This is a genomic window from Acidaminococcus sp., assembly GCF_050873445.1.
Lineage (GTDB): Bacteria > Bacillota > Negativicutes > Acidaminococcales > Acidaminococcaceae > Acidaminococcus.
Genome location: NZ_JBNMIU010000061.1, coordinates 1 through 11,906, shown reverse-complemented (window position 1 = coordinate 11,906; position 11,906 = coordinate 1). Strand labels below are relative to the sequence as shown.

General features: G+C 55.0%; 11 protein-coding genes and 1 other annotated feature. Of the genes, 3 read left to right on the top strand and 8 right to left on the bottom strand.

The genetic code is table 11. The features are described from left to right. Positions 1-164 precede the first annotated feature (164 nt). Entirely contained in the window at positions 165-1,226 is a 1,062-nt protein-coding gene (trpS, locus tag ACR0QW_RS09685) for a tryptophan--tRNA ligase (protein WP_432643460.1), read from the bottom strand. Positions 1,227-1,431: 205 nt separating this feature from the next. Between trpS and sstT the strand changes: the two genes are divergently transcribed. Further along, positions 1,432-2,688 (top strand): serine/threonine transporter SstT, encoded by a 1,257-nt coding sequence (gene sstT / locus ACR0QW_RS09680; protein WP_432643459.1) that lies wholly within the window; start codon positions 1,432-1,434, stop codon positions 2,686-2,688. Positions 2,689-2,738: 50 nt separating this feature from the next. On the opposite strand, the gene ACR0QW_RS09675 is transcribed toward sstT, so the two are convergent. From ACR0QW_RS09675 to ACR0QW_RS09645, 7 genes are all read right to left on the bottom strand, one after another. Then, positions 2,739-3,743: a bile acid:sodium symporter family protein gene (locus ACR0QW_RS09675; RefSeq protein WP_432643461.1), complete on the bottom strand. Its 1,005-nt coding sequence runs from the start codon at positions 3,741-3,743 to the stop codon at positions 2,739-2,741. A gap of 54 nt (positions 3,744-3,797) precedes the next feature. Next, positions 3,798-4,044: a binding site (T-box leader), on the bottom strand. Positions 4,045-4,179: 135 nt separating this feature from the next. Next, on the bottom strand, positions 4,180-5,385 hold the full coding sequence (gene coaBC, locus ACR0QW_RS09670) for a bifunctional phosphopantothenoylcysteine decarboxylase/phosphopantothenate--cysteine ligase CoaBC (RefSeq protein WP_432643458.1): 1,206 nt from the start codon (positions 5,383-5,385) through the stop codon (positions 4,180-4,182). A gap of 16 nt (positions 5,386-5,401) precedes the next feature. Continuing rightward, positions 5,402-5,635: a DNA-directed RNA polymerase subunit omega gene (rpoZ, locus tag ACR0QW_RS09665; RefSeq protein WP_432643457.1), complete on the bottom strand. Its 234-nt coding sequence runs from the start codon at positions 5,633-5,635 to the stop codon at positions 5,402-5,404. Positions 5,636-5,650: 15 nt separating this feature from the next. Beyond that, complete coding sequence (gmk, locus tag ACR0QW_RS09660) at positions 5,651-6,295, bottom strand: guanylate kinase (protein WP_432643456.1); 645 nt, start codon at positions 6,293-6,295, stop codon at positions 5,651-5,653. Then, positions 6,288-6,572 (bottom strand): extracellular matrix/biofilm regulator RemA, encoded by a 285-nt coding sequence (gene remA, locus ACR0QW_RS09655; protein WP_432643455.1) that lies wholly within the window; start codon positions 6,570-6,572, stop codon positions 6,288-6,290. Before remA ends, gmk begins: the two co-directional genes overlap by 8 nt. Positions 6,573-6,588: 16 nt before the next feature. Next, complete coding sequence (locus ACR0QW_RS09650) at positions 6,589-7,485, bottom strand: YicC/YloC family endoribonuclease (protein ID WP_432643454.1); 897 nt, start codon at positions 7,483-7,485, stop codon at positions 6,589-6,591. Between the two features lie 10 nt (positions 7,486-7,495). Beyond that, positions 7,496-8,119, bottom strand: a complete 624-nt coding sequence (locus tag ACR0QW_RS09645; protein WP_432643453.1) for a hypothetical protein — start codon at positions 8,117-8,119, stop codon at positions 7,496-7,498. A gap of 103 nt (positions 8,120-8,222) precedes the next feature. Here ACR0QW_RS09645 and ACR0QW_RS09640 point away from each other — a divergent pair, with 103 nt between their 5' ends. Continuing rightward, a complete protein-coding gene (locus ACR0QW_RS09640; protein ID WP_432643452.1) occupies positions 8,223-9,962 on the top strand; it encodes an Rqc2 family fibronectin-binding protein in 1,740 nt (579 codons plus the stop codon). A 98-nt stretch (positions 9,963-10,060) separates the two neighbouring features. After that, complete coding sequence (gene ilvD / locus ACR0QW_RS09635; protein WP_432643451.1) at positions 10,061-11,728, top strand: dihydroxy-acid dehydratase; 1,668 nt, start codon at positions 10,061-10,063, stop codon at positions 11,726-11,728. Positions 11,729-11,906: the final 178 nt, after the last annotated feature.

Genomic DNA, 11,906 nt, shown 5'->3' with positions numbered 1-11,906 from the left:
CTTTCAAAATGAAGTGGTTGGTAGCCATCTTCATTTTACCAAAGGAGGATTTTTTGGTATAGCTAAAAGCTTTCCAGAACCCCACGCATAGCGTGGGGTTTTCAAACCCGACAAAAAAATTGCCGATGGCGATTTTCACCATCGGCAGAAGGCTCATAACCCTGTTATTTCAATAAGTTATCATCCTCGAAATAATCGATCCGCATCGCATGGCGCACTTCGCCAAGAGTTTCTGCGGCCTTTGCTTCAGCACGGGCAGTACCCTGCTTCAAAATATCCACCACTTCCGGCTTGCGGGCTTCCCAGTATTCCCGGCGTTCCCGGATGGGACCCAGCACGGTCTGCAGCACATTGTTCAGGAACTTCTTGATTTTCATATCGCCCAGGCCGCCCTTCCGGTAATGGGCTTTCAATTCATCCAGGTTGGCATAGTCCGGCAGGAATTCCGCAAAATGTTCCGGCGTACTGAAGGCATCCAGATAGGTGAATACGGTGTTCCCTTCCACATGGCCCGGATCGCTGACCTGGATGTGGGTGGGATCGGTATACATGCTCATGACCTTCTTCTTGATGGTGGCCGCATCATCGCTCAGGTAGATGCAGTTGCCCAGGGATTTGCTCATCTTGGCCTTGCCGTCCAGGCCTGGCAGCCGCAGACAGGCTTTATTGGAAGGCAGCACGATTTCCGGTTCCGTCAGGGTTCCGCCGTACACGCTGTTGAACTTGTGCACGATTTCCCGGCACTGTTCCAGCATGGGTTCCTGGTCTTCTCCAGCCGGCACGTGGGTGGCATGGAAAGCGGTGATATCGGCTGCCTGACTCACCGGGTAGCAGAAGAAACCAAGGGGAATGCTGGCTTCGAAATTCTTCTGCTGGATTTCGGCCTTCACGGTGGGATTCCGCTGCACCCGGGCCACAGTCACCAAGTCCATATAATAGGTAGTCAATTCGAACAGTTCCGGGATCAGACTCTGGATGAAGATGGTGGCCTTTTCCGGGTCGATGCCTACGGCCAGGTAGTCCAGGGCCACCTGCAGCACATTCTGCCGTACCTTTTCCGGGTTTTCTGCATTATCCGTCAGAGCCTGGGCATCGGCAATCATGAAGTACACTTCATCGAATTTGCCGCTGTTCTGCAGCAGCACCCGTTCCTTCAGGCTCCCTACATAATGGCCTACATGGAGGTGCCCCGTGGGCCGGTCCCCGGTCAGAATGATTTTCGTCATAGCTGTATCTCTCCTTTATTCCATACTGGCTGCACGCCAACTTTCTTACATATAAATATAACTATACTATGAATGGCCGGTTTCTTCAAGGCCTCCCTAAAAAGTCCATACTGAAAAAACACTTGTATTTTCCATGAGAATTATATATACTGGGAAACGGCTGATTGCTGCAATTTTCTAAATACTAGAAAGGGAGTAGAAATTCATGAACGCACTCATCCATCGTCTCGGTAAGGTCCCGCTGATCCACCAGATTGCCGTAGGCCTTATCATCGGCATCCTGATTGCCGTATTTGTTCCGGGTATCGTACCCATCGTCAGCATCTTCGGGGACCTGTTCGTCAAAGCCCTGAAAGGGGTGGCACCGCTCCTGGTGTTCATCCTGGTAATGAACGCCATGGTACAGCGCAAAGAGGGCGGTGACACCAACATGAAGCCCATCATCACCCTGTATGTCATCGGTACCTTCGCCGCTTCCATCGTAGGTGTGACCCTGTCCTTCCTGTTCCCCCAAAACCTGGTGCTGCAGCTGGGCAACAGCAAAGTGAATCCGCCCAGCGGCATTGCCGAAGTGGTCCACAACCTGATCATGAACATCGTGGACAGCCCGGTGCATGCTCTGCTCACCGCCAATTACATCGGTATCCTGGCCTGGGCCGTGATCATCGGCATGGCACTGCATACCTGTGCCGGGAATGAAACGAAGCAAATGCTGGAAGATTTCAGCAAAGGCATCACGAAAGTGGTCACCTGGGTCATCCACCTGGCACCCCTGGGCATCATGGGCCTGGTGACCCAGAGCATCAGCGCCAGCGGCATTGCCGCCCTGGTTTCCTATTTCAGCCTGCTGGGGGTGCTGCTGAGCTCCTACTTCCTGGTGGCTCTGGTCATGAACCCTCTCATCGTGTACCTGAATGTACACAAAAACCCCTACCCTCTGGTCTGGGCCACAATCAGGGAAAGCGGCATCTATGCATTCTTCACCCGCAGCTCCGCCGCCAATATCCCGGTGAACCTGGACCTGTGCAAACGGCTGGGGCTGAACCCGGATACATACACCATCTCCATTCCCCTGGGAGCCACCATCAACATGGCAGGCGCCTCCATCACCATTTCGGTGCTGGCTCTGGCAGCTGCCCATACTCTGGGTGTATCTGTTGATCTGCCTACGGCGCTGCTTTTGTGCATCGTGGCGACGGTGGGTGCCTGCGGGGCTTCCGGTGTAGCCGGCGGTTCCCTGCTGCTGATCCCCGTGGCCTGTGCCTCCTTCGGGATCAGCAACGATATCGCCATGCAGGTAGTAGGCGTAGGCTTCATCATCAGCATCATCGAAGATGCCTGCGAAACGGCCCTGAACAGCAGCAGTGACGTCCTTTTCACCGCCACTGCCGAATATGCCAGACGGGCCAAAGAAGGAACGCTGAAAGCCGAAGATATGGTTCCGAAAGAAACCATCGGCTAAAAATCCATAAAAAAAAACTGCCGCAGCTGCGCGGCAGTTTTTTTATGGATTTATTTGGCTCTTACAGGAACCGCTTCCGGTTCTCCTTCTTCTTCGTATTCAGAATCGAACCGTTCATTCAGATAGTTGCTGTAAAGGTAAGCTACCACAGCACCGGAGATGTTGTGCCAGGCACTGAAGATGGCACCGGGAACACCAGCCATGGGCATGGAAGCGAAATGGGCTTTGGCCAGCCCCGTTGCCAGTCCGGAGTTCTGCATCCCTACTTCGATGGACAGGGCCACCATCTGTCTCCAGCTCATACCGGTTGCCTTGCCGATGGCAAAGCCCAGTGCATACCCCAGCACGTTGTGCAGAATCACAACCAGCAGGATGACGCCGGCGCTGTTCAGGATGGCGTTACGGCTGGCACCGATGATCCCGGCAATCAGGAAGGAGATCACCATAGAAGAAACAGCGGGCAGATAATCGATCGCTTCTCTGGCGAATTTGGGGAAGAAGTTCTTCACAGCCAGGCCAACAGCGATGGGTACGAATACGATTTGCAGGATGGAGATGAACATGCCGACCGGGTCAAAGGAAATCTGCTTGCCGATGATCAGGTAGGTCAACAGCGGGGTCATGATGGGAGACAGCACCGTGGAGCAGCTGGTCATGGTCACAGAGAAGGGAACGTCCCCGTGGCTCATAAAGGTGATTACATTGGAGCTGGTGCCGCCGGGGCAGGTGCCTACCAGGACCACGCCTACAGTCAGTGCCGGATCCAGATGGAAGGCCTTGGACAGGCAGAAGGCCAGGAACGGCATCACGAAATACTGGGCACAGACACCGAAGAAGATGTTCTTGGGCTGCTTCAGCACCAGAGCGAAATCATGCAGGCTGGTGGTCATGCCCATGCCGAACATGATGATGCCCAGCATGAAACTCAAAATGGAAACGCCGCAGGCTTTGCCCAGCACCCAGGAGAAGGCATGGGGCTGCGTCAGGCCGATGCCCAGGAATACCAGAGCGATTACCCCGAAATACTTGCCGATCATTGCACAAAACTTTTTCAAACTCATGAAATAAGACCCCTCTTTCTTTTGGCAACCAAAAAATCCGTCCCTCAAAAAAGGGACGGATTTGAATATTCCGCGATACCACCCTGTTTCCCACAGACATTGCTGCCCATGGACACTCACAACGTACCAACATACGCGTTTCCTGTAACGGGGATCAGCCGTACGCGCTTAATGACCTGCTTCAGCGCTTCTCTTCCGGGAGGATTTTCCTTTTTGGGTTCCAGCCGGTTCGCACCAACCACCGGCTCTCTGCATGGTCTCTTCAAAAAGTACTCTTTCCCATCATCAGATTTCTCTGGGGATGTGAAGTTTTGATTGCTTGCTTTAAAAAGTATGTTTTTATACTACCCTTGTTCCTCGAAGTTGTCAAGGAAAAAGAAAAATATTTTTTATAAGTCAAATAACTGTTACAGATGTTGCAAGTTATGTATTATCCGTGGCAGTTCGTCTTTTCCTTTACGATATCCAGGACATGGTTCCCCACTTCTTCTTTGGTCATCAGATCCAAGCTCCGGATGGTGCCGTCAGGGAACAGCAGTTTCACCACGTTGGTATCGGTGCTGAAGCCAGCACCCTTCATGGTCACATCATTGGCCACGATCATATCCAGGTTCTTCTTCTTTACCTTGGCTGCCGCATTCTCCAGCAGGTTCTGGGTCTCGGCCGCAAAGCCCACCAGCAGCTGGCCGGCTTTCTGTTCGCCCAGCAGCTTCAGGATATCCGGGTTCTTGTCCAGGGAAAGTTCCAGTGTATCATCATTTTTCTTGATTTTCTGCTCCGCCCTGTGGTGGGGCTTATAATCGGCCACGGCTGCAGCCATGATGACCACATCCACGTTGGAGTACACCCCCAGCACAGCATCCAGCATCTCCTGGGTGGTCTCCACGCTGGTAAAGGCCACGTTCCGGGGTGGACGCAGGGCTGTAGGTCCGGAAACCAGAGTCACTTCCGCACCCCGCCGGGCCGCATCCCGGGCGATGGCATAGCCCATCTTGCCACTGGACCGATTGCCGATAAAGCGCACCGGATCAATGGCTTCCCGGGTCCCCCCGGCCGTCACCAGGATCCGCAGTCCCCGCAGATCGCCTTCCCGGCGGGCCAGAAAGGCATCGATAAAGGCTTTGATATCCTCCGGTTCAGGCAGCCGTCCGGAGCCATTCACCCCGCAGGCCAGATGACCGGCCGCACTGGGCATAATCGTAATCCCGTCCCTGCGCAGAGTCTCCAGGTTCCGCACTGTGGCCGGATTCTCCAGCATATTGGTGTTCATGGCCGGGCAGATGATCTTGGGCTTGCCACAGGCCATCAGGGTAGTGGATAACAGATCGTCCGCAATGCCATTCGCCATCTTGCCGATGATGTCGGCCGTGGCCGGGGCCACTACCATCACATCGCACCAGCGGCCGATAGCCACGTGTTCCACGTTGAATTCCGCATTGCCGGCCCACAGGCTCGTGGCAACGGGATTGCCGCTGATTTCCTTAAACAGCAGCGGCGAAACCAGATGGGCAGCCGCATCGGTCATGATGACCCGCACCTGGGCCCCGGCCTGTACCAGCCGGCTCACCAGGGTTACTACTTTATAGGCTGCAATGCCGCCGGTTACCCCTACTGCAATTTTTTTCCCTTCCAGCACTGGTCTGCTCCTTTGGTTATTTCTGCTTGCTCTTTTCCATTTCCTTGACTTCTTCCGGCGTAGCGATGGTCACCAGCCCTTCAGCGATTTCCTTCAGGGCGATGGAAACCGGCTTGTTGGAATCGCATTTCACCAGGGCAGGAGCCCCATTCACCAGCTGACGGGCCCGTTTGGAGGCCATGATCACCAGGGCATACTTGCTGCCTACCTTGTCGGCCAGATAATCGATAGAAGGATCAATCATAGACATAGTTCGTACTCTCCTTTACTTCTCCTGCGGTTCGTCGCAGGCACAGGTGCCATGATGGCAGATTTCGTCAACGATATAATAGGTGCGGCCCACCCGCAGGTGTTCCACATCGATGATTTTGCTTACTTTGTCCGTGGCCTTTTCCACTTTATCATTCACTACGATGTAATCATATTTGGAGGCATAGGCCAGTTCGCTGGTAGCAGCACTCAGCCGCCGTTTGATCACGTCCACAGCATCGGTGCCCCGATTGTAGATCCGTTTGGACAGTTCATCCAGAGAAGGAGGCACGATGAATACGAAGACCCCGTCCGGGAAACTTTTCTTCACCTGCAGAGCACCCTGGGGGTCGATTTCCAGGATCACATCCAGCCCCTCGGCCAGCTTGTCCATCACATACTGCTTAGGCGTACCGTAGTAGTTGCCATACACAGAAGCGTGTTCCAGCAGACCCCCGTTGCGGATCATATCCTCGAACTCATCCCGGGTTTTGAAGAAGTAGTTCACCCCATCCACTTCCCCTTTCCGGGGCTGACGGGTCGTGCAGGAAACAGAGTATGCCATATGATCCCGTTTTTCCCGCAGTCTTGCACAGATGGTGCCCTTCCCCGCACCACTGGGGCCGCTGAGTACCAGCAGAATCCCTTCCGGTCTATTCATTCTCTTCCTCCTTCTCTTCTGCTACATCCTCCGGAGCATCCTGGTTGAACCGGTTGGCAATGGTCTCCGGCTGCAGCGCCGACAGCACGATGTGGCCGCTGTCCATGATCAGGACAGCCCGCGTACGCCTGCCATAGGTGGCATCAATGACAACACCCTTGTCTCTCCCGTCCTGGATGATCCGTTTGATGGGAGCGCTCTCCGGGCCGATAATGGTGATGACCCGCTGGGCGGATACGATGTTCCCAAAGCCGATGTTGATCAATTTGATGTCCATAAATTCTCTCCTAGTCTTATTGAATATTTTGGATCTGCTCACGCACTTTTTCGATTTCGCTTTTCATGTCTACGATGGTCTGGATCATCTGGGCATCCCCCGCCTTGGAAGCGATGGTATTGGCTTCCCGGTTCATTTCCTGTACCAGGAAGTCCATCCGCCGCCCCACGGGCTTTTCCTCTCTCAGCAGCCGTCCGAACTGGTCCAGATGACTGTGGAGCCGTACCATTTCTTCCGTCACATTCACCCGGTCGGCGTAGATGGCAGTCTCCTGGATAATCCGGCTCTCATCCAGAGGCCCGGTACCCGCTTCCGCCAGCAGTTCCTTCAGCTGCTGAGTCAGCCGGGCCCGGTATGCCTTCACCGTTTCCGGAGCCCGCTGTTCCAGAATGGCCAGCTGGCTCTCAATCCGTCCGATCCGCGCAGCCACGTCCCGGGAGATGTTTTCCCCTTCGGTGCGGCGCATGGTCACCAGGTGATCCAGTGCTTCCGTCACCGCACGCTCCATGGCAGGCCACAGAGCGTCCAGGTCGATTTCCGCCTCGGCCGGTGCCAGGACCTCCGGACATCCGGCAATGAAAAACAGTTCCTGCTTGCCAGGTTCCGCCGGAACCCGGAGCAGGGACGTAAGTTCTTTCAAACTATCATGATAAGCCTTTGCCAGGCCTTTGTCAATCGTAACCTTACGGCCTTCCGTACCCGTGTAAGCGGCGTTGATGAACACGTCCACATGACCCCGCTGGATCTTCGCCAGCAGCAGCTTCCGGATCCGGTCTTCCACCGGGTTCAGGAACCGGGGCATCCGCAGGTTCAGCTCTGTGTACCGATGATTCACCGTCTTGATCTCGATGCTGAAGGAAAAGTCCTTCTCCACCGCTCCGCCACGGCCATAGCCGGTCATACTCTGTACCACGGCAGCCTCCTCAGTTCATATTGGACAGGTTCAGCACGAATTGCCGGGTGCCGCCATATTCGTCATAAGCGTTCATCACCATGGGCTTTGCGGAGTTCACTTTGGACAGGTCGAAATATACATAGTACTCCAGATCCCACACATTGGCGTCTTCCAGCTCGCCGCTGTCCTTGTTCAGCACTTGCATATCCCGCTGGCTGGCAGAGTTCAGATTCACATAATAAGGTGTCAGCACGTTCTGCCCCTGGTACAGCTTCACTTTCAGCTTCTGGGCATCCAATTTCACCGTAGTACTCAGGTTCACACCCAGGGCCAGCACCCCATCATACTGTTTGGCCACCTTCATGCCCTGGTCCACAGTTGGCGTATTCCCATTGTTGGCGGTGCTGCGTGCATCCACCGCAGCAGTCAGATACGGAGTGTAGACCACTACACGTTCCCGCAGGCCGTAGGGATTCATCTGTTTCCGGTCATAAACCGTCCAGGGGGCCAGTACTTCGCTGAGCGATGCCCCTTTCCGTTCCACCCCGTACGCCTGGGCGGACTGCACCGCATTGGGGGTCAGGGGAACCATAGCAAAAGCAGGCTGGGAGCACAGCAGACAAAGAGCTGCCACGAAACCCAATTTCTTCATTGTATCCTCTCCTTTACAGTTTGACCGAACGTTCATTGATGGGTATACTAATCTTATATATTATAACGAATTTAACGAAACCGTGCAAATTTTGGAGGAAACCATGAATTTAGAAGGAATCACCCTGCAGCTGCTCACCCGGGAACTGTCCCAGGCTCTGGGCGGCGGCAGGATTTTCAAGATTTTCATGCCCAGCCGGGCATCCCTGCTGCTGCAGATCAATATCCTGAACCAGACCCGGAACCTGCTCATCGACATGAGCGGAGATTCCCCCCTGATCACCCTGCCCAGGATCCTGCCCGAACGGCCTGATCTGCCTCCGGCATTCTGCATGCTGCTGCGCAAGCACCTGGAGGAAGGGCGCATTGCAGGCGTGCGCCAGTACGGCCTGGACCGGGTGCTGATCCTGGATGTGGACCTGATTGGTGCCGAACGGAAGATCATCACCAAAAAACTGATTCTGGAACTTACCGGCAAGAACAGCAACATCATCTTCACGGATGAAAACGGCATCATCCTGGATGCCCTGCGCCATGTGACAAAGGCCCAGAGCCGGGTACGCCAGATCCTGCCCAATCTTCCCTACACCTGTCCCCCGGCCCAGGAAGGGCTGGATTTCCTGCGAGAAAGCCCCAACGCCATCCGGCAGGCCGTCGTAGCCCAGGGAGCCGTAGACCTGGTCCGGGCACTCATCACCGCCACAGTGGGCATCGGCAAGGCCACGGCCCAGGAAGTGGCCCTGCGCAGCAAAATCACAGGACCGGTGAATCTTCTGGACCTGCCTTCCGCCCAGAGCCTGGAAACAGCCCTGGCCGGACTGCAGGCGGAAATCACCAAACGGCTGGAAAACGAAGACCCCACGGTCATTGCCCAGATCGACCCCAGGAACCGGATGAAAAACCTGATCCCCTATATGCCCCATGTCCATCCCGACTGGAAGCAGCAGACCTTCCCCTCTCTGCTGGACGCCATGGCCTACAGCGCTTCTCTGGTGCCGGTGCAGATTCCCGATAAGGATGTGCTCACCAAACTGGTGGCCGCCCAGGAAACCAAAACGGAAAAGAAGCTGAAGTTCCTGGCCCAGGACCTGGCCAAAGCCGAGAATGCCGATGCCCAGAAAATAATTGCCGACACCCTGATGACCTACGGCTGGTCCCTGAAGAAAGGCCGGACGACCTGCACGCTGAACAGTATCTACGATAACAAGCCCATATCCATTGCCCTGGCCCCGGAGCTGACCCCCATGGAGAACGCCCAGGCCTACTATAAACGGTACAACAAATTCAAACGGGCCGTGGGCGAGATCCAGCAGCAGCAGAAAGAAGCAGAGGAACTGCTGGAATACCTCCAGAGCCTTGAAGTGTCCCTGGGTACTGCCTCCACCAAAGGCGAAATCGCCGAGATCAAGCAGGAGATCATTGCCCTGGGGCTGCTGCCGGCCCCCCGGAAAAAACAGCCCAGTCAGAGTCGCAGCACCCCCATGAAGGTACAGCTTACCCCGGAGACCTTCCTGTACATCGGCAAGAACAACCGGCAGAATGATGAAGTCACCTTCAAACTGGGCCGGGGCGGCGACCTGTGGTTCCACGCCAAGAACATGCCCGGTTCCCATGTGATCCTGAAGACCACCCTGCCCCAGGCCCGGGAGGAAGATATCCTCACTGCTGCCCGGCTGGCCGCCGGGTTCAGTAAAGGAAAGGAAGCCGACCGGGTGCCTGTGGATTACACAGAAAAACGGCTGGTGAAAAAGCCCAGCGGTGCCAAACCCGGATTTGTCATTTATACGGGACAGACCACACTTTTTGTTAAACCTTGTACAACTGTCCCCGGTAAAAATAACTAATCCCCTTTTTGGTTGACAGGTATTACAATCCGTGCTAAATTAGGCGTTACAACCTTAAAGAACTGCAAAATGGTTCAAAATAAGAAAAGAGGATTAGCATGAGAAGTACGACTGTGAAAAAAGGTTCAACACGCGCGGCCCATCGTTCCCTGTTTTATGCAATGGGGTATACGGAAGAAGAATTGAAGAAGCCCCTGATCGGGATTTGCAATGCCCAGAATGAAATCATTCCCGGCCACATGGATCTGGATCGAATTGCCAAGGCCGTCAAATACGGTGTCCTGGAACACGGCGGTACTCCCATTGAATTCCCTGCCATCGGCATCTGCGACGGCATCGCCATGGGGCACGACGGCATGAAATATCCCCTGGCCAGCCGTGAACTGGTGGCTGACAGCATCGAAGCCGTGGCCAACGGCCACGCCTTTGATGCCCTGGTATTGATCCCCAACTGCGACAAGATCGTACCCGGGATGCTCATGGCAGCAGCCCGGCTGAATATCCCCACCGTGGTAGTCAGCGGCGGGCCCATGCTCCCCGGCCGGTACCAGGGCAAGGACATCAGCGTCAGCACTGTATTTGAAGCAGCCGGCCGTTTTGAAGCAGGTAAGATCACCAAAAAGGAACTGTCCGAAATCGAACACTGTGCCTGCCCGGGCTGCGGATCCTGCGCCGGTCTGTTCACTGCCAATACCATGAACTCCCTGACGGAAGTGCTGGGCATGGGCCTGCCCGGTAACGGCACCATTCCTGCCGCTTATCAGGGTGCCCGGATCGCCCTGGCCAAGGAAGCCGGCAAACAGGTCATGGAAATGCTGAAAAAGAACATCTGCCCCAAAGACATCATGACCGCCAAGGCTTTCCACAACGCCATCACCGTGGATATGGCCATGGGCGGTTCCACCAATACCGCACTGCATCTGCCGGCCATTGCCCACGAAGCCGGTGTGGATCTGCCGCTGGAACTGTTCGATGAAATCAGCAAGAAGACCCCGTACCTGACCAAGCTGAGCCCCGGCGGCACCTTCCACATGATCGATGTTCAGGAAGCCGGCGGGATCCGTGCCGTGATGCATGAACTGGCCAAACACGGTCTCATTGAAAAAGACTGCCTGACTGTTACCGGCAAGACCGTGGGCGAAAACATCAAGGGTGCCAAGATCCTCCGTCCGGAAGTCATCCACACCTACGAAGACCCTGTCCGCAAGACCGGTGGTATCGCTGTGCTGAAGGGCAACCTGGCCAAAGACTGCTCCGTGGTCAAGGAAAGCGCTGTAGCTCCTGAAATGCTGAAACACTCTGGTCCTGCCCGGGTATTCAACTCGGAAGATGAAGCCATCGAAGCCATTGTGGGCAAGCAAATCAAACCGGGTGATGTGGTAGTCATCCGCTATGAAGGCCCCAAAGGCGGCCCGGGCATGCGGGAAATGCTGAACCCCACCGCCGTGATTACCGGCATGGGCCTGGGCAAATCCGTTGCCCTGCTGACCGATGGCCGTTTCTCAGGTGCCACCCAGGGCGCCTGCATCGGTCATATCTCCCCGGAAGCCCGGGAAGGCGGCAATATTGCCCTGGTGGAGGAAGGCGATATCATCGATATCGATATCCCCAACCGGACCCTGAACGTACGGGTCAGCGACGAAGAACTGGCCAAACGGAGAGAAAAATGGGTATGCCCGCCTCCCAAAGTGCAGAAAGGCTACCTGGCCCGGTATTCCTATCTGGTATCCTCCGCAGCCCAGGGCGCTGTCCTGAAATTCAACTAACGAAAATACCTGTCAAAAAGGGGCTGTGAAATAATGGCCCCATGAAAACGAGAAAGGACTTTCGATTCTTGCGAACCGAAAGTCCTTTTTCGTGTTAGAATTTAACTGACATGAAAAACCTAACTGTGTATTATAATACTCCCAAGCAGGGAATTTTACCAGCATTTTTTTCTGAGTG

Excerpts from the sequence above, each read along its gene's own strand:
- ilvD (WP_432643451.1), top strand. The coding sequence starts at position 10,061 with ATGAGAAGTACGACTGTGAAAAAAGGTTCAACACGCGCGGCCCATCGT.
- trpS (WP_432643460.1), bottom strand. The coding sequence starts at position 1,226 with ATGACGAAAATCATTCTGACCGGGGACCGGCCCACGGGGCACCTCCAT.
- ACR0QW_RS09640 (WP_432643452.1), top strand. The coding sequence starts at position 8,223 with ATGAATTTAGAAGGAATCACCCTGCAGCTGCTCACCCGGGAACTGTCC.
- rpoZ (WP_432643457.1), bottom strand. The coding sequence starts at position 5,635 with ATGTCTATGATTGATCCTTCTATCGATTATCTGGCCGACAAGGTAGGC.
- remA (WP_432643455.1), bottom strand. The coding sequence starts at position 6,572 with ATGGACATCAAATTGATCAACATCGGCTTTGGGAACATCGTATCCGCC.
- sstT (WP_432643459.1), top strand. The coding sequence starts at position 1,432 with ATGAACGCACTCATCCATCGTCTCGGTAAGGTCCCGCTGATCCACCAG.
- gmk (WP_432643456.1), bottom strand. The coding sequence starts at position 6,295 with ATGAATAGACCGGAAGGGATTCTGCTGGTACTCAGCGGCCCCAGTGGT.
- ACR0QW_RS09645 (WP_432643453.1), bottom strand. The coding sequence starts at position 8,119 with ATGAAGAAATTGGGTTTCGTGGCAGCTCTTTGTCTGCTGTGCTCCCAG.